This window comes from Cedecea sp. VD22 (assembly GCF_037150195.1).
In the GTDB taxonomy this organism is placed as follows: Bacteria; Pseudomonadota; Gammaproteobacteria; order Enterobacterales; family Enterobacteriaceae; genus Cedecea.
Genome location: NZ_JBBCPX010000001.1, coordinates 1,161,124 through 1,178,106 on the forward strand (window position 1 = coordinate 1,161,124; position 16,983 = coordinate 1,178,106).

A 16,983-nucleotide genomic window follows, 5' to 3' on the forward strand; every position below is an offset into this window, starting at 1 on the left:
GTGCTTCACCGCGAGGGTGAAACTCATGGGCACAACGCCAACCGCCATTCATCGCTTTGTTGATTATTACGCCGGGCTGGACAAGCAGTCGCCCTCGGCGCTGGCCGGGCTTTACGCCTCCGAGGCCATACTCATCGATCCGTTTGGCGAGCATCGCGGGTTGCCTGAGATCCAGCGCTACTTCGCCCACCTGCTGGCCAGCGTGGCGTACTGCCGCTTTGCTATTGATCCCCCGCTATGTGATGAGGCGCGTTTTGCCGTCGGTTGGACAATGCACTGGTCTCACCCGAAGGTCGCCGGTGGAAAAGGGCTGTCCTTGCCTGGCTGTTCGGTGGTTGATCTCAAGAACGACCTGATTATTCGTCAGCGCGACTACTACGATGCCGGAGAAATGCTGTACGAACATCTGCCCCTGCTGGGTTGGGCGGTTCGCAGCGTGAAAAGAAGGGTGCGCCCATGATGACTGTCCTTATTACGGGCGCAAGCTCCGGCATCGGCGCCGGGCTGGCAAAATCCTGGGCCGATGAGGGCCATCGCGTCATTGCCTGTGGCAGAGATGCGGCGCGGCTGGCAACCTTGCAGCTGCACAGCTCAAACATCGCGGTACGCCAGTTCGATATGACCGACCGGGATGCCAGCCGCGAAGCGCTGGCCGACTGCCGGGCGGATCTGGTTATCCTTTGCGCGGGAACCTGTGAGTATCTGGATCGCGGCCAGGTGGATGCCGCGCTGGTTGAGCGGGTGATGGCGACCAATTTTCTTGGGCCGGTCAACTGCCTGGCCGCGCTTCAGCCTCGGCTTGTTGCCGGCAACCGCGTCGTGCTGGTCAGCTCGATGGCCCACTGGTTGCCTTTTCCACGGGCAGAAGCCTATGGCGCTTCGAAAGCCGCGCTGACCTGGTTTGCCAATAGCCTGCGCCTGGACTGGGAGCCGAAAGGGATTGCCGTCACGGTGGTTTCACCGGGCTTTGTGGACACACCGTTAACCCAAAAAAACGATTTTTCCATGCCTGGCCGGGTAAGCGTTGATGCTGCGGTGAGGGCGATTCGCCGTGGCCTGGCTAAAGGCCGCGATGAAATCGCTTTCCCGACCGGATTTGGCCTGATGATGCGCCTGCTGGCGGGGTTACCCGTAGGCCTACAGCGCCTCTTTTTGCGTAAGATGGTTCGCGCATGAACATCGCTATTATCGGCGGCGGTATTGCCGGGCTGACCTGCGCCTGGCGGCTCGCCGGACATCATCAGGTTACCCTCTTTGAGGCGGGCTCCAGCGTGGGAGGCCACACTGCCACCGTGGATGTTGCTACTCCGCAGGGAACCTATGCCATAGACACCGGGTTTATTGTCTATAACGACAGGACTTATCCGCGGTTTATGGGCCTGTTGAGCGAGCTTGGCATCCGTGGGCAAAAAACGCAGATGAGTTTTTCGGTGCATAACCCGCAAAACGGGCTGGAATATAACGGCCACACATTGAGCTCGCTGTTCGCCCAGCGTCGCAACCTGATTAATCCGGCATTTTGGGGACTGCTAAAAGAGATTGTCCGTTTTAACCGGCAGGCAAAAGCCGCGCTGGCGGGAGAGATTGATCCCCTGGCGACGTTGCAGGACTTCCTTGCTCAGCAGCAATTCAGCGCCTTTTTTGCACGTCACTACATTTTGCCAATGGGAGCCGCTATCTGGTCCTCTTCGCTGGAAGAGATGCGCCGTTTTCCTCTGGCGCTGTTTCTGCGCTTCTTTGAGCACCATGGCCTGCTGGATATTACTCAGCGTCCCCAGTGGTACGTGGTACCCGGTGGTTCTCGGGAATACATCCGGGCGATGCTGGCACAGCTGGGTGAAAGGCTGACCGTGCATCTCAACTCGCCGGTGCAGTGCGTTGTCCGTCATCATGACGGCGTTAACATCCAACTGGAACACGCAAGCCAGGCGTTCGATCAGGTGATTTTTGCCTGCCACTCGGCTCAGGCGCTGGCGATGATTGAGCACCCCACTCAGGCCGAGCACGAAGTGTTGGGCGATATTGGCTGGCAGCGTAACGAGGTGGTGTTACACAGCGATCGCCGCTGGCTGCCGGAGCGCGAACGCGCCTGGGCAAGCTGGAACTATCGCTTGAGTTCGCAGGAGCAGGCCAGCGCCTGCGTCACTTACAACATGAACATTCTGCAGGGGTTGCCGAAAGAAGCGCCGCTGTTTTGCGTGACGCTTAACCCGGAAACGCCCATCGATTCCCGCTTCGTCTGGCAGCGGTTTGTTTATGAGCACCCGCTCTTTAACCCTCAAAGCTGGCGTGCGCAGTCGCGTCGCGGCGAGATTAACGGCCACCAGCGAAGCTGGTTCTGTGGTGCCTACTGGTACAACGGTTTTCATGAAGATGGCGTGCACAGTGCGCTGGATGTGGTGCAAGGCATTGCGGCCAGAGGAGGGCAATAAGATGAACAGTTGCCTTTATGAGGGGATCTTGCGCCACCGCCGCCTTCAGCCTAAAACGCACCACTTTACCTATCGTGTGTTCATGGCCTGGCTTGATTTAGACGAGCTTGATGCGCTGCCGGGGATTGGCATCCGCCGTAACCGCTTCGCCGCAGCCGCTTTTCACGATGTGGATTACCCGCTGGGCGCACCGCTCAAAGAGAAAGTCCTTGCGCGGGTGAAAGACCTGACGGGGGAGCAGCCTGCAGGGCGAGTTATGCTGCTGACCCAGCTGCGTTACTACGGTTTCCACTTTAACCCGGTCAATTTTTACTACTGCTATGACGGCGATAACACCCTGCGCTGGGTGCTTGCCGAGGTGCGTAATACTCCCTGGAACGAGCGCCATTACTATGCCGTGGATGGACAGACGTCACGTCCGATTGAAAAAGCCTTCCACGTTTCGCCGTTTAACCCGATGGACATGGTGTACCACTGGCGTTTTAACCCCCCCGGCAAAACGCTGCACATGCATATTGAAAATCATCAGGCCTCTAAAGTGTTTGATGCCACGCTGTTGCTGCGCCGTCAGGCCCTGACGCGCAAAAATCTGACGTCCATCCTGCTGCGTTTCCCGGCGATGACGTTAAAAACTGCGGTCGCCATTTACTGGCAAGCGCTGCGGCTGTGGCTCAAACGTGTGCCTGTTTACAATCATCCGGCCAGCAGGAGTGAACGTTCATGACCAGTCCCGCCTTTGCGCTTGAACCTGATGTGCCGCGCAGCGTCCGTATCGCACGCTGGCTGTTGTTTCGCTTGTTGAGCGGTATAGAGCAAGGGTCTGTCACCGTGCGTGAAGGATCGCAGACCTTCCATTTTGGTGATGCAGCCGCCTCACTTAGCGCCGGGGTACAGGTTATCTCCCCGAGAGTTTACTGGCGAGTACTCACCGGCGGGAGCCTGGCGGCCGCCGAAGCCTGGATGGACGGTGACTGGGAGACCGAAGAGTTAACCCCGTTACTGCAAATTCTGGCGCTAAACGGGCGTGTTTTAGGGCGGCTGGAAAACGGTTTCCGCCTGCTGGGTAAACCCGTGGAGCGTTTTCACCACTGGACGCGGCGTAATCACCGGGAGCAGGCGCGGGAAAACATCGCCGCACATTATGATTTGGGCAATACCTTTTATTCGCTATTTCTCGATCAAGAACTGCTCTACTCCAGCGCGCTGTTTGCCTCTGAGGAGCAGGATCTGGTTCAAGCCCAGCGTGCAAAAATGGCGCGCCTGTGTGAACAGCTGACGTTAAAGGCAAGCGATCATCTGCTGGAGATTGGCACCGGCTGGGGGGCGATGGCGGAGTACGCCGCGTCTCACTATGGCTGCCGGGTTACCACCACCACGCTGTCCCAGGAGCAATACGACTGGGCGAAGGCACGCATCGCTCGTGCGGGACTGCAGGACAGAGTCGAAGTGCTGCTTTGCGATTATCGGGATTTGACCGGGCAATATGACAAGCTGGTTTCGATAGAGATGATCGAGGCAGTAGGGCAGCGCTATCTGCCCGCGTTCTTTCGCACCTGCCAGGCACGCCTGCGCCCGGGAGGAAAAATGGCGATTCAGGCCATCACCATTCAGGACCAGCGCTACCGGGACTACAGCAAAAGCGTCGACTTTATCCAGCGCTACATATTTCCCGGTGGTTTCTTACCCAGCGTGACGGTGATGAGCGACCTGATGACCCGCCACACCGACTTTGTGGTGCGTAACTTGTTTGATATGGGCCCCGATTATGCCCGCACGCTGGCGCACTGGCGGCAGCGTTTTATTCATGCCTGGCAGGAGATTGAGGCGCTGGGGTTTGACGCCCGCTTCCGCCGGATGTGGCTTTATTACTTCGGCTACTGTGAGGCCGGATTCAACGCCCGCACCATCAGCGTGGTGCAGCTGACCGCAGAGCGGGTATGAAACGCTATCTGCAAGTTTGTCTGCTGCTGTGTCTGAGCGCGCTTTCGTCAGCGGCCCACGCTGCCGACTGGCTTAGCTGGCGTAAAGTGGGAGACGCGACCCTGACCTGGGGGCCATTTACCGTCTATACCTCTCAGCTGCGCACGCCGGATGGGCGCTATCAGGGGCTGAAGCAAGATCAGGCGTTGATCATTACCTATGAGCGCGATATCGACCGCCAGGCGCTGGTGGATGCCACCCGCGAGCAGTGGCAGGCGCAGGGTATCCTGGCGAGCGAACCGCGAAGTGAGGCCTGGCTGCGGATGCTGCAAACGCTTTGGCCGGATGTCACCACAGATGCGCAGCTGGCTTTTGTCCTGACTGACGGGCAGGGCCAGTTCTGGTATCGCGCCTCTGCGGCGCAAAAAAGCTTTACGCCACTAGGGCCGCGCCAGACTGCTGATTTCAGTACGCGCTTTCTGGCCATCTGGCTGGGACCCCGAACGCAATACCCTGAGCTGCGCCAGCAGCTGACCGGAGGTGAAAAATGAAACGCATACTGTTACTCACTCTGGGGATGCTGATGCTGTTGGCTGGCTGTAGCACCGAGATTACTGATTATCGTCACCAGCAGCCTACGCTAGACATCTTCCATTATTTCCAGGGCAAAACTGAGGCGTGGGGCATGGTGCAGGATCGCAGCGGGAAACAGCTGCGCCGCTTTCACGTTGAGGTCGACGGCAATGTGGTGGGGGACACCCTGACGCTGAATGAACATTTCCTCTATGACGATGGGGAACAGCAGCAGCGGGTGTGGCGCATTCGTCGCGTCAGCGCGGAACGCTTCGAGGGTACGGCCGGGGATATCGACGGCGTGGCGACGGGCCAGGCCGCAGGCAACGCTTTTAACTGGCGCTACAGCATGAATGTTAAAGCCAACGGCAGCACCTGGCTGCTGCACTTTGACGACTGGATGTACCTCCAGGACGACAAACATATCTTCAATAAAACCGAGATGAAAAAATTCGGGGTTACCGTAGGCACAGTCACGCTGTTCTTCACCCGAAAAATTTAGTCAGAGAGGATAAAGCGATGAGCACCAAACCTGTGATTGGGATCAGCGGCTGTTTAACCGGTTCTGCCGTGCGATTTGATGGCGGGCACAAGCGAATGGCCTTTGTCATGGAGGAACTGGCGCAGAGCGTGACCTTCAAACCGGTCTGCCCGGAAATGGCGATTGGTCTGCCTGTTCCCCGGCCCGCTCTGCGCCTGGTGAAACTGGGCGAAGGGGAGATCAGAATGCGTTTTAGCCAGGCGCCGCATGACGACGTCACGGAGAAAATGGCTGATTTCGCCACAAACTACGTCTCGGGTCTGGATGGGCTGGCTGGATTTATCGTTTGTGCTAAATCGCCGAGCTGCGGGATGGAACGTGTCAGGCTGTACGACGTGAAGGGCAACCCTGGCCGCAAGGAGGGCGTGGGGACGTTCACCCAGGCGTTGCTGGAGACATTCCCCTGGCTGCCGGTGGAAGAAGACGGCCGCCTGCACGATCCGATGCTGAGGGAGAACTTTGTGGAGCGCGTTTTCGCGCTGCATGAACTGAACACGCTGCGGGCTAACGGCCTGAGCCGCCGCGCGTTACTCGATTTCCATAGTCGGTACAAACTTCAACTGCTGGCGCACCATCAGGCGGGCTACCGCGAGATTGGGCCTTTCGTCGCCTCGCTGCATGAGTGGGACGAGCTCGACAGCTTCTTTGTGGCCTACCGTGAGAAGCTGATGGCAATCCTTAAAACGCCCGCCTCGCGGAAGAATCACACCAATGTGTTGATGCATATTCAGGGCTATTTTCGTCCAAAGCTGAATACTCGTCAGCGCGGTGAGCTGCGGGATGTGATCCTGCATTATCGCGACGGTTTGTTGCCGATCCTGGCTCCCCTGACGCTGCTGAAACATTATCTGGCGGAGTACCCGGATCGCTATCTGCTGACGCAGAACTACTTCAACCCTTATCCGGACTATTTAGCGCTGCGGCTCGGGGTAAATTAACCGACCTGAAGAAGGTGGCCGAACCCGTGTTCGGTCTCCGGTTAACGCAGCGGCTGCAGCTCATAAATCCACGCGGTAACGGTGCGGCCATCACGCGTGCTGACCTCGACTTTGACCCGGTCGTACCCGTCTTCAAATTCGTCCAGCATCGGCCAGTGTTCATTCAGATTTTGAGAGAGAAACAGATAGCCGTGAACCTCCGGGCCATTTTTATCCAGCACGATGCCGGGGAAGTCGGCGGCAGCCCCCCAGCCGCGTTCGTAGAAAGTGCCGCGCACATAGCCCGGCAGCCACTCGCCGCCAATGTTTTCCATGATGTGGGCGTTAACGTGGCCGGGACGAAGCGTGCCGTAGACAAACAGTGATTCCATTTTTCCTCAACGCGTAAAGCAACGACATCAGGAGTAGAGAAGGGAGTTCAACATACGGCGTATTGGGTCGGCTGGCAACGGGAAAGCAGGGGGATTAATTCAAGGGATGCATGCTGATGAAAATCGTCGGCATCCTGGTACTGTTCAGAGGCTGTGTCGTGATAGTTACTCCGTTTATTTAAACCCTGGCCAAGAACATAAACATCACCCGTTGCTGGAGATACAGCTTCCGGTAACATGAACTGACCCCGGAACTGCTGGCAACAATGGATCAATCCTCGTTTACGGCGGAACTGCTGGCCGGAATGAATGATGAAACGCGAATGCTCATCTCTGACCAGCAGGAATATTGTCGCCAGTATCCTGTTAATACCATATATCGTAGCAGCCTTATCAGAGAGAACGGAACAATTCGGGCTGCCTACAACGGAAAACAGATCGAAATTTCAGGCGGCAGAAAGGTTAAGGTTAGAAGGTGATGAAATTGAAAAAAATTGAATTAACGGGAGTTGCTGATGTGGATCATAAATCGTATATAGCGATTGCTTAGGCTTAATCCTTATATGATTATTTCTCACCCCCAAGAATTTAGCCTGAGCAATAATCTAATTCGATGTATCTTTTGGGACTTGTAAAGGGATAATAATTACAATTAGTTGTTAGATTTATGATGATTAGGGAGATTGTCATGTCAAAATATCACGAGCCTATGTTGCTACACCCCTCTCGATTATTTTCATCTGTCGGGACCTGCGGTACCAATGCTTCTGAAGATGTAAAAAATATCCAGAAAATGATGCTGGATGCTGGTTATCAGCAAGCTACAGGGAGACACCTACGTATAAATGGGCAGTGTGGTCAGCAAACCATAGAGGCTATTCGTTGGTATCAGCGTTTGCTGAACATGCATCCGTCTGGATTAGTTCATCCAGTGGACAGTGCATTTATGGTGGCGCTTGAGAATGCTGCTCCGGGCTGGCGACCAAGACACCAGCATGGACCATTAAGTGTAATGGAAGGGCAGATCACTTTTGATGCGGAGGGCGCTGATTATGTTACCGCTGTGGCACCGTTCAGACAGTACCGAACGCCTTACTTTTCGAGGATACTTCACTGGCCGACTGATGTTTCGTCCGGTGTTACTCTGGGGCGCGGCTATGATATGGGAAATCGTTCCACTGGCGAAGTCTTTGCAACATTGCGTGGAGCAGGATTGGAAGAGTATAAGGCAAGGCTTTGTTCCAGAGCTGCCGGGCTTAAGGGGAGGCTAGCAGGTGAGTTTGTGAAGGTGTACGGGCCATTAGTGGGAGAAATCACCCATCAGCAGCAAATCAGGCTCTTTGAAATTGCGTACAGAGAAAAGCTCGAATATACAAGGAGCGTCTATAGCCGGGTATCAAGGCGAATACCTGATGCTCCAGCATGGCAAAGTTTTGAACAACGGATAAGAGATGTTTTGGTTGATATATTTTTCCAAGGGGTGGAGAATGCTGAAGCATTATTCAGAGCGGCAATAAAAGGAAAGTCCGCCCTAATTGAACTTATCCGAGCATCATCTATTTATATGTCATATGAAAGCAACAGGAAAAGGTTAAGGTATTTGAAATGAAAGAAAAAATATTTTCATTAATAGTGGTGATGATGTTTTCCTTGCCTTCCTATGCGGCGTTGTCAACCGGAAATGAAAGAGACGCCTGTTTTAAAGAGCATAAGGAAATTGCTGATGCATATAATTGTCTCTATCAAAAACGGGTAGAGAGTGATAATCAGTTAGATATTTTGATATCTGAGATCAGTAAAAAAATTATATCCAACTATGATTATCCCACAGAGAAACCTGATAGTTCTGATGAAACTGTTGGCTCCGTATATAATAAATATTTTTTAGATTCTCAGAAAGCCTGGATGACTTACAAGAAAAATCTTTGTCTCGGTGTGGCAAGTTCAATCGGGGAGGCGGCGCGTGATTATCAATCATATAAAGATCAGTGTGAGATAAACCTGAACAAGCGTCACATAGAAGAACTTCATATCATGGATTTACCTCCTGCCAGGTAAACATACAGGGGAGCATATTTGGGGTCAGGGTCACTACACTGAAAGAGCGTGTTTTATCACGCCTGGCCTTTAGCTCTTTAACCTCTGCCTGTTTCTTTGCATTAGGTCAATGCCCTGAGCAAAGAGTCTTTTAGCTTCATCACGGCGCTGCCTTGCATCAGCAAGTGAAACAGCAGGGTAGACACCTATGGAGAAGATTTTTTGCTTCCCGTCGAAGCGATAAGCATTTGCCAGTATTTGGAACCTTTAGGGCTAACGCGAAGGAACATACCAAAGCCATCGGTCAGCTTGTATTCCTTATCAAGGGGTTTGGCGTTTTTTACTTTAGTATCAGGAAGTGGCATAACGGCATACCCCGCTTGTTGGTAAAAACGCAATCGAACTACCATTACCTACATATTTACCAGCTAATAGGTACGGCTTCGGGTGGTTTTTAGTGAACGAGGGTGAACCTGAATAAGGGGATAACCAACTGATAGAAATGCAGAAAGCAGAAGTCAGTGAACGTCTGCTCCCTTAAATATGGCTCCTCTGACTGGACTCGAACCAGTGACATACGGATTAACAGTCCGCCGTTCTACCGACTGAACTACAGAGGAATCGTGTGAACGGGGCGAATATTAGCGTCGGCCATAAAACCTGTCAACAGTAAAAGTAACGTATTAATTCATATGGTTAAATTTACGCCTCGTTGCTGATTTAATGCACCGTATTTCCGGCAGTGCCGGGGGAGTTTTCACGCTCAATCAGGCGCTGAAGCGGATCCTGCCCATAGAACTGGCAAAAACGCTGATAAAGCGAGGCGAAACGCGGCGTGAAAAGCTGCGGCGCGCTGAAGAAATATTCGGAAAGCACGGCAAAACATTCAGCTGGATCGGTGGCGGCATAGGCGTCGATGCTGGCGGCATTTTCGCCCACCATGTCGATTTCATCCTGAATGCTGTCCATCGCGGCGTGGAGGTCGTGTTCCCAGCCGGCCACATCCCGCAGAGCAATTAACGGCACGCCGCTGGCGCGGTCGCCGTTGCGGCTGTCCAGCTTGTGGGCAACTTCGTGAATAATCAGGTTAAAGCCGGAGGCATCGAAGGAGTCCTGCACGTCCAGCCAGTTAAGCACGACAGGGCCCTGCTGCCAGCTTTGCCCGGACTGCACCACCCGCTGGCTGTGCACCAGGCCGAAGTCGTCCTGCCATTCGTCATCCACAATAAACGGCGCAGGGTAGAGCAAGATTTCGTGGAAACCGTCCAGCCATTCAATGCCCAGTTCCAGCACCGGCAGGCAGAACAGAAGTGCAATACGTGTGCACTTCAGATCATCCAGCTCAAAACCCTGCAGCGGAACCAGCCGTTTTTGCTGTAAAAAACGGTCCGCAAGGCCAATTAATTTCTGCTGCTCGGTTTCACTGAGTGATGCCAGCACGGGAATGGCTAACGCTTGCTCCCACGGTAACGCGGGGGCGGCGCTTGAATCGGTTGCTTTCCAGGGCCACTTAATCATGTTACTTGCTCGCAAAGTCATCGTTTGAACTGAAACGAAAGAACCCAGACTGTTAAAATGCCGCATAACCTGGCATGATGGCAACCACCAGAACGGAGAGATGCCGGAGCGGCTGAACGGACCGGTCTCGAAAACCGGAGTAGGGGTAACTCTACCGGGGGTTCAAATCCCCCTCTCTCCGCCAATTATTCAAGCACTTATCGCATTTCATTTCAGTGACCAATCTCTCGCTCCCGCAATACAGGTAACCTTATGTGTGACAGTAACGCCTGGCATCGGCTGCGATTTCCCTGTTGTTGAAATACCGCCGCGCATTAAGTTCTATACTCTCCCGAGGATTTTGTACAACGGGAAAAAATATGCTTAATACTTACGTTATCCTTGCCATCTCTATATGTGCAGAAACGCTGGCGACCACCATGATGAAAGCCTCTGACGGGTTCAGCCGTCTGGTTCCCAGCGTGGTGGTGGTGATGGGCTACGCAATTTCATTCTATGGCCTCTCCCAAGTGGTGAAGACCATGAATATTGGTATCGCCTATGCGATCTGGGCGGGGATGGGAATCTTCCTGGTTTCGGTGATGTCATTTCTGTTTTATAAACAAAAACTCGATCTTCCGGCTATCGCAGGCATGTTGTTTATTGCCGTGGGCATCATGATTATTCAGCTTTTCTCAAAGTCTGTTACCCACTGACCGCCGTTAATAACGGCTATTCCCCGGCCTTACTGTTGTCGCGCCACTTGAAGGTGACGCGCTGATACCATGGCTCGGGGACAGGGTGAACAATGCTGCGTAGTGCTCTGGCGTAATCCATCACCAGCCCCGGAGTCCAGGCCATAGAAGTGGCACGTTTACGCACCTGCGCGGCTATCCAGAGCTCGGGCATCGCGAGCGTTCTGAGTATGGACAACCAGCTTCGCGTATGTTTTGAAAGCACGCCATCCAGCGACGCTTCAAGAGCGTAAGCAACGCTGCTCGAGCAATTACGGTAGGTGAGGTTGTAAGTTTTTGTCAGCCTGTAGGCACTCCAGAAACGCTGTAAGGCTTTGCCATTGTAATGATGGAAATAGATCTTGCGATCTGACTGGCACCACTCTGCGGATTCAGTGGCATAGTCAGGCTGATACGTTCCCGGCACATCATTATCGCGTGTGGCCTTAAGCGTATTCAAAAACTCGGCTGGCGATCTATCAATATCTTCTGCAGGATAAAGGCTGATGTAAAGATCAGGTGGGACTTCAAGCGCGGCGTGGCCCGTTGATATAACACCTTCGGAGTCTACTGCGGCGATATAGCGGTTGATGACCGGCCGTGGAATTGTTGACGCGCTGGCTGTACCTTCCGGGGTCCAGATATGTACGGTTAGCGGTTCACGAAAATCAACGTTCGCGGGTTCGGCGAGGTTAGGCTTGATATTCGTGCCTTTTTTCACTTCAACACCTATTCCTGCAGGCACTAAAAGGTCGAAGACCGAGATACCTTCTCGCAGCCTTGCAACGCGAAGTGCAAGACGTACGGTATGGATCCCGCTGAAAATCATCAGTGTTCCCAGGAAGAACGATACCGTAGCTTTATAATGTGTAGGCCAGGGGCTGAACATAAAAAAGGCGAACATAATTTGCGCGAAACCGGTGATCAGGGTGCCCTTCCAGTGGGGGAAACGTACAATCCACGCCGAGAAAATAACGAACAGGCCAATGACGAAATAAGCAAAACCAAACACGATGGCCAGCAGCAAATTGCTGTAGGGCTGGTTGGATAAGATAAGCAGCGAGACGAAACAAAAAATCCCCCCCTTAAAGTAAAGCACGGCTTTTTGCGCTCCGACTCCGCCGGAAGCGATGCTCAGCGTTACCAGACTTTCCAGCAGCAAAAGCAGGCCAAAAAAGCGCAACGGGAAATACGTCACGCCGTCCAGACCGTCCAGGAAAATAGCCAGTCCGAGCAGGCTCCAAAGACTCCCCAGCAGGATCAGATATTTAACCCTTGAGCGCATAAAGTCGACGCCGAACAGTAACAACGCAATCTGAATCACAAGTTTGTCTCTCCTTAAAAAGTGCTCACGTCCGTGTTTAGATAGCCAGATCGTAATGGCTGACCTGCCAGTTTCCGACAATAATGCTTGTCCCGCCGTTGGACATAGCAACGCCGCCGCTGTCAACCAGCGTGAGCCATTCATCCTTATTCACCTTGATACGAAATATCAGGGGTTTGCTTTTGTTCGGAACAGGGGAGAGCCAATGCTGCCGAAGTTTTTCCCGATCTGAGGGATGTACCTGCGCCAGGACTCGCTCGATGGTGTCGAACGCTTGGGGCGAAGTTGAACCCAGGAGTGAAGAGAGATCGTTTTCCCAGTTGAAAATACCGGTTTCAGGCTCCAGTCGATAAAGTATGCCATTACCCGCCAGTCGGCCAGTGTCCGGATTGAAACGCGTCGTAGAGCGGCTTAACACTCGCACAAAGACGACCAGTAAGGCGGTCGCAGAGAGATAGCTCAGCGCCAGCAGCAGGGATTCGGTGAAGCTAAGGCCGTGGAGAAAGAAGGGCCCCTGATGCTGGTCGGTAAAGTGGATAACAATCGCCCCCAGTGTCAGCAGGCCAATCGAGCCTCCACGATTCCCCCAGACCAGGGAAAGCATTAGCGTCAGCACAATCGGTAAGCAAGAAAGGGCAAAATAGAGCGCGGCGGCTTCGGTTCTGAGCCAGGTCCCGCTGTAGTCGAAAATAAACACCGTTGCGGCACAAATCAGCAGTAACAGCGCCAGACCTGTCAGACGGGAAGACCAGGTAAGAGCGGCCTGGAGGCCACGCTTATTCACGAAGCCCATGACGACGGTCGTTGCGAAGAAAATCCCGGTCACGTCGGCAACGAATCCATTCCAGATGGTCTTTGTTATCGGCTGGTCGGTGAAATACGCGTAGCCTCCGCCGACGATTAGCGCATCGAACAGGCTGACAATAAAGGTGGCGCAGATCCACAGCAGGATGACGTGCAGGTCGTCATTGGGCCGAGAGAAACGGCGTACCAGCCAGGCAATAAGCACGTTGGCAGGCATCGCCAGCAGCGAATAACCCAGCGTGGTTAAAAAAAGAGGCAGGCTGTGCCAGGCTTCGTCCTGCAGGATGCTTGCTACCGCGAAGATAAGGATAAGAGCAGGGTAGTCACGCCAGCGGGCAGACAATAAAGCCGCTACGGCAACGCCCGATGGGAACCAGACAATCGCTATTGCGGAGTTCGGGTCGTCAAATTTTAGCGAGATAAGCCCGGACAGATAATAGACCAGCCCCCACAAAAGCAGGATAGCGGTTTGCTGCAGCCAGGAAGGGAAATACGTTTTCATTTCTCGTCCATTTTTGATTCAGGAATGCGCGCAGCATTCCGCTGTCGGGCGTTATTTTACGTAAAGGCTAACAACCCTTGGCTGAAAACACAAAATAGGGCCATCTACTAGACTTCAGACTGCATGCCGCGCATCGACTTTCTCTGCTGAGAAAATAGTCCTGACGTTAGCCGCTGAAGGTTGTATTTGCCCTTCATGTTGATGATTGTCTTCTATATCTTGCTCGTGGGTCTGCCCATGCGATCCGGTTTCTGCCACGATGCTTTGCTTATAAAGATCGGGGCGTTCTTCGGCTCCCGGGCATATGCAGTGGGAAGCGGGAGAGGGGATCAAAGCGGTACGCAGAGATTCCCGAAGTTCGCGTTGCACCCATTTCATGGCCTGATTTGGCATCGCTGAGACGGACATTTTCCCTGCCAAAAGACAGGGCTTCACGTTCCAGACCATCAATAAAATATCCTTGCGGGTCCCTGCATCGGTCGAATGATAAATTTTCGCGGATGTCAGGTGCGAGCTGGCCTGATCTTCCCAGCTATAAACCAGCAGGGCAGCAGTATCACTTCGGTCATTCAGCGGCTTTACCGTGGGTTTAAAAATGCCGATGACAATCAGTGCGGCCAGCATACTAAGCAGTAAGCCACTGCACAATAACAGCAGGCGTTGGCTGTTTTTATTAAGTAAAAATAAGCGTGTTTTGAACCCGGACATCCCAACCAACTCCAGGGCTGAATTGGTCGTTTCCAACAAGAAAATGCCCCTCATCCAACCCGAATTTAATAAGCGAAACAGCAAAACCTTTATGTAAAAATTAGATTAATTTATTGTGAATGAAATGCTCTGAAAGCAGAGGGTTATTACTATTAATCCTCCACGATCATCCTCCTTAAGAGTAAATAATGGCTCAACGATAAGGAATAAACCCAGAATTATACTGGTTATTTGCCGCTGCCCTTTCCTTTCCTGGAGTTAATGATTTAAATGGTGATGTATTTAAGTGGGATGTTCTGTTGGTTTGCTGTTGATTGGCATAAATTATCTGTTTTTCCCTGCAGACGCTACGCAGCGATCAAGCGCGCATCCACTGGCGCAGGTTTTCCAGCATCGCCATGCACTTTTGCAGCTGCTCTTCGGCAACAAACTCATCGGGCTTGTGCCCCTGGTCCATGCTACCGGGGCCACAAATCAGCGTGGCAATCCCGGCTTCGTCAAAAAGTCCGCCTTCGGTGCCAAATGCCACGGTGCTGAAATCAGCGCTGTCGCACCACTGCGCCAGCCATCGGGCAAATTCTGACTGGGCATCCGTCAGCAGGCCGGGGTAGTGGCTCAAGGGAGTAAACCGGATGGCGCTTGCCGGGGAGATGTTTTGCATGGCGGGCACCAGTTTTTGCTGCGCATAGCCCTGAATGTCGGCGATCGCCGCCGTGATTTCGACGGCCGGCAGGTAGCGGATCTCAAAATCAAACTGGCATTCCTGCGGCACAATGTTCAGCGCGCTGCCGCCGTGAATGGTGCCAACCTGGAGCGTACTGAACGGGGGATCAAAGCGGGCATCCGTCTTTTGGGTCAGCGCCTCGCGAACGTCTCCCAGTTTGCCGATAAGCCGGGCGGCATATTCAATGGCGTTCACCCCTTCTGGCGCATAGGCAGAATGGCAGGCCAGGCCGTGCACCTCGCAGCGGATGGCAATTTTCCCTTTGTGCCCGTAAACCGGGCGCATTTCGGTTGGTTCTCCAACAATACACAGCGCGGGTTTCTCTTTGGAGGCACGGAGGTGCTCCACCAGGCTGCGCACGCCAAGGCAACCGATCTCTTCGTCGTAGGAGAAGGCGAGGTGCAGCGGTATTTTCAGCGGCTGTGAAAGAAACGCCGGGACGGAGGCCAGCACGCAGGCGATGAAGCCCTTCATGTCCGCTGCCCCGCGCCCATAATAGCGGCCATCCCGGTAAGTCATGTCGAAAGGAGAGACGCTCCACTGTTGCCCGTCCACCGGCACCACGTCGGTATGGCCGGAGAGCATCACACCGCCGCCGCCTGCCGGGCCAAACACCGCATAAAGATTGGCTTTACGCCCGTCCTCACTGTGAAACAGCTCCGCACTGATGCCCCATTCGGCAAGGTAATCGCGAATATCCTCGATCAGCGCCAGGTTCGACTCGCGGCTGGTGGTGTCTCGCGCCAGTAACTTCTGCAATAAAGGAATCAGTTGGCTATTCATCGCCTGGCACACCATAGCTGGGGGCTTCTCGCGGATCGAGTGCACGGATCAGGTAATCCTGCATTTGTGGTTTATAGGCCAGCCAGAGCGAATGCAGCGCGGCAATCGGGTTATCGTCCGCCCAGTCCACGCGCAGGTCGACTACCGGCCAGGCGACGGTGTCCACTACCTTTAATGCAGCCGAGTGTACCGGCCCGGCTTCACCCCCTTTTTCCAGCGCCGCTTCAAGGGCGGTCATTAGCCTGTCAGCCAACGGGCCGGGGCATTGTTCGAAGCGTTCGATCATGGCGTTAATTACTGACGTATCGGCCAGCATATTGCCCGCCGCCACGCAGTTGTCCCCCTCCACGGCGTGGTAAATGCCCAGTGAATTAATGCCGCTGTGGCAGGCGGTTTTGCCGTTGCTGTCGATGACCGTCACCTGCCGATAGTCGCCGTGCAGATGTTCACTGGCGACCAGCTTTAGCGCCTCCTGCGGCGTGGCACCTTCGCCCAGCTTCGACAGCACCATCGGGCCCAGCGCGGGCAGGGTAATATTCTGGCTCGACACCGCGCCGACGCCCGGCACCAGCCACGGGCAGCGAGCGCCGACCGCGATGCTGGACGAGCTAATGGCGATGCCAAGCTGGCCGGTGTCCCGGCAGCGTGCGGCGATGGAAAAGGTCATTTTTCCCCCTGAGTATCGCCCGGGATCACCGCGATAACATCGATTTCCATTAGCCACTGCGGCTGGCCGAGGGCGGAAACCACCAGCCCGGTGGAGATCGGGAAGACGCCTCTCAGCCATTTGCCGACTTCCTGATACACCGGCTCGCGGTAGCGCGGGTCGATAATGTAAGTCGTGGTTTTCACTATGTGGGAGAGATCGCTCCCGGCTTCCTCCAGCAGTTGCTTAACGTTTTTCATGGCCTGCTCAGCCTGCGCCTGCGGGTCACCCAGCCCAATCAAATTCCCTTCAAAATCCGTCCCGACCTGGCCGCGCACATACACGGTGTTCCCGGCGCGTACCGCCTGGCAGAGATCGTTGTTCAGCGACTGATTAGGGTAAGTCTCTTTGGTGTTAAACATGCGAATACGGGTATGCGTGGGCATCGG

Annotated in this window: 19 protein-coding genes, 2 tRNA genes and 1 pseudogene; 12 read left to right on the forward strand and 10 right to left on the reverse strand. The window is 54.1% G+C overall.

Annotation, left to right across the window (positions count from 1 at the left end; all coding sequences use genetic code 11):
- Positions 1-25 precede the first annotated feature (25 nt).
- From WFK85_RS05470 to WFK85_RS05505, 8 genes are read left to right on the forward strand one after another with little or no spacing between them, the layout of a single operon-like run.
- Positions 26-460: a nuclear transport factor 2 family protein gene (locus tag WFK85_RS05470; protein WP_166991422.1), complete on the forward strand. Its 435-nt coding sequence runs from the start codon at positions 26-28 to the stop codon at positions 458-460.
- Positions 457-1,176: an SDR family NAD(P)-dependent oxidoreductase gene (locus WFK85_RS05475; protein ID WP_336707549.1), complete on the forward strand. Its 720-nt coding sequence runs from the start codon at positions 457-459 to the stop codon at positions 1,174-1,176. Before WFK85_RS05470 ends, WFK85_RS05475 begins: the two co-directional genes overlap by 4 nt.
- Positions 1,173-2,432 carry an FAD-dependent oxidoreductase gene (locus WFK85_RS05480; RefSeq protein WP_166991429.1) on the forward strand — a complete coding sequence of 420 codons (1,260 nt, stop codon included), beginning with the start codon at positions 1,173-1,175 and terminating at the stop codon, positions 2,430-2,432. The genes WFK85_RS05475 and WFK85_RS05480 overlap by 4 nt, the downstream gene beginning before the upstream one ends.
- A gap of 1 nt (position 2,433) precedes the next feature.
- Positions 2,434-3,156: a DUF1365 family protein gene (locus tag WFK85_RS05485; protein WP_166991432.1), complete on the forward strand. Its 723-nt coding sequence runs from the start codon at positions 2,434-2,436 to the stop codon at positions 3,154-3,156.
- Positions 3,153-4,373 carry a class I SAM-dependent methyltransferase gene (locus WFK85_RS05490; RefSeq protein WP_166991435.1) on the forward strand — a complete coding sequence of 407 codons (1,221 nt, stop codon included), beginning with the start codon at positions 3,153-3,155 and terminating at the stop codon, positions 4,371-4,373. Before WFK85_RS05485 ends, WFK85_RS05490 begins: the two co-directional genes overlap by 4 nt.
- Positions 4,370-4,903 (forward strand): hypothetical protein, encoded by a 534-nt coding sequence (locus WFK85_RS05495; RefSeq protein WP_166991438.1) that lies wholly within the window; start codon positions 4,370-4,372, stop codon positions 4,901-4,903. Before WFK85_RS05490 ends, WFK85_RS05495 begins: the two co-directional genes overlap by 4 nt.
- Positions 4,900-5,427: a DUF3833 domain-containing protein gene (locus tag WFK85_RS05500; protein ID WP_008458041.1), complete on the forward strand. Its 528-nt coding sequence runs from the start codon at positions 4,900-4,902 to the stop codon at positions 5,425-5,427. The genes WFK85_RS05495 and WFK85_RS05500 overlap by 4 nt, the downstream gene beginning before the upstream one ends.
- Positions 5,428-5,444: 17 nt before the next feature.
- Positions 5,445-6,404, forward strand: coding sequence for a YbgA family protein (locus WFK85_RS05505; protein ID WP_336707554.1), 960 nt, complete (start codon positions 5,445-5,447; stop codon positions 6,402-6,404).
- 41 nt (positions 6,405-6,445) lie between these two features.
- Here WFK85_RS05505 and WFK85_RS05510 read toward each other — a convergent pair whose 3' ends face one another.
- Positions 6,446-6,775: a gamma-glutamylcyclotransferase family protein gene (locus WFK85_RS05510; RefSeq protein ID WP_336707556.1), complete on the reverse strand. Its 330-nt coding sequence runs from the start codon at positions 6,773-6,775 to the stop codon at positions 6,446-6,448.
- A gap of 688 nt (positions 6,776-7,463) precedes the next feature.
- On the opposite strand from WFK85_RS05510, the gene WFK85_RS05515 reads away from it, so the two are divergent.
- Both WFK85_RS05515 and WFK85_RS05520 read left to right on the forward strand, forming a co-directional pair.
- Positions 7,464-8,384, forward strand: coding sequence for a peptidoglycan-binding protein (locus WFK85_RS05515; RefSeq protein WP_336707558.1), 921 nt, complete (start codon positions 7,464-7,466; stop codon positions 8,382-8,384).
- Entirely contained in the window at positions 8,381-8,833 is a 453-nt protein-coding gene (locus tag WFK85_RS05520; RefSeq protein ID WP_336707560.1) for a lysozyme inhibitor LprI family protein, read from the forward strand. The genes WFK85_RS05515 and WFK85_RS05520 overlap by 4 nt, the downstream gene beginning before the upstream one ends.
- Before the next feature lie 31 nt (positions 8,834-8,864).
- On the opposite strand, the pseudogene WFK85_RS05525 reads toward WFK85_RS05520, so the two are convergent.
- From WFK85_RS05525 to mtfA, 3 genes and pseudogenes are all read right to left on the reverse strand, one after another.
- Positions 8,865-9,177: pseudogene (locus tag WFK85_RS05525) on the reverse strand (Arm DNA-binding domain-containing protein); the annotation flags it as partial.
- A gap of 179 nt (positions 9,178-9,356) precedes the next feature.
- Positions 9,357-9,432: transfer RNA gene (locus WFK85_RS05530), tRNA-Asn, on the reverse strand.
- A gap of 100 nt (positions 9,433-9,532) precedes the next feature.
- A complete protein-coding gene (mtfA, locus tag WFK85_RS05535) occupies positions 9,533-10,330 on the reverse strand; it encodes a DgsA anti-repressor MtfA (protein ID WP_336707562.1) in 798 nt (265 codons plus the stop codon).
- A gap of 94 nt (positions 10,331-10,424) precedes the next feature.
- Here mtfA and WFK85_RS05540 point away from each other — a divergent pair.
- Positions 10,425-10,514 (forward strand) — tRNA-Ser (locus WFK85_RS05540).
- Between the two features lie 175 nt (positions 10,515-10,689).
- A complete protein-coding gene (locus WFK85_RS05545; protein WP_166991453.1) occupies positions 10,690-11,025 on the forward strand; it encodes a DMT family transporter in 336 nt (111 codons plus the stop codon).
- A 16-nt stretch (positions 11,026-11,041) separates the two neighbouring features.
- Here the strand turns inward: WFK85_RS05545 and WFK85_RS05550 are convergent, their stop codons facing one another.
- The 6 genes from WFK85_RS05550 to WFK85_RS05575 form a co-directional block, all read right to left on the reverse strand.
- Entirely contained in the window at positions 11,042-12,367 is a 1,326-nt protein-coding gene (locus tag WFK85_RS05550; protein ID WP_166992899.1) for an MFS transporter, read from the reverse strand.
- 37 nt (positions 12,368-12,404) lie between these two features.
- Positions 12,405-13,673 (reverse strand): MASE1 domain-containing protein, encoded by a 1,269-nt coding sequence (locus WFK85_RS05555; RefSeq protein WP_336707565.1) that lies wholly within the window; start codon positions 13,671-13,673, stop codon positions 12,405-12,407.
- 114 nt (positions 13,674-13,787) lie between these two features.
- Positions 13,788-14,417, reverse strand: coding sequence for a hypothetical protein (locus WFK85_RS05560; protein ID WP_286180174.1), 630 nt, complete (start codon positions 14,415-14,417; stop codon positions 13,788-13,790).
- A gap of 322 nt (positions 14,418-14,739) precedes the next feature.
- Entirely contained in the window at positions 14,740-15,888 is a 1,149-nt protein-coding gene (gene argE / locus WFK85_RS05565; protein ID WP_166991458.1) for an acetylornithine deacetylase, read from the reverse strand.
- A complete protein-coding gene (locus tag WFK85_RS05570) occupies positions 15,881-16,555 on the reverse strand; it encodes a DUF1028 domain-containing protein (protein ID WP_166991461.1) in 675 nt (224 codons plus the stop codon). Before WFK85_RS05570 ends, argE begins: the two co-directional genes overlap by 8 nt.
- Positions 16,552-16,980 carry a RidA family protein gene (locus WFK85_RS05575; protein ID WP_008458066.1) on the reverse strand — a complete coding sequence of 143 codons (429 nt, stop codon included), beginning with the start codon at positions 16,978-16,980 and terminating at the stop codon, positions 16,552-16,554. Before WFK85_RS05575 ends, WFK85_RS05570 begins: the two co-directional genes overlap by 4 nt.
- Positions 16,981-16,983: the final 3 nt, after the last annotated feature.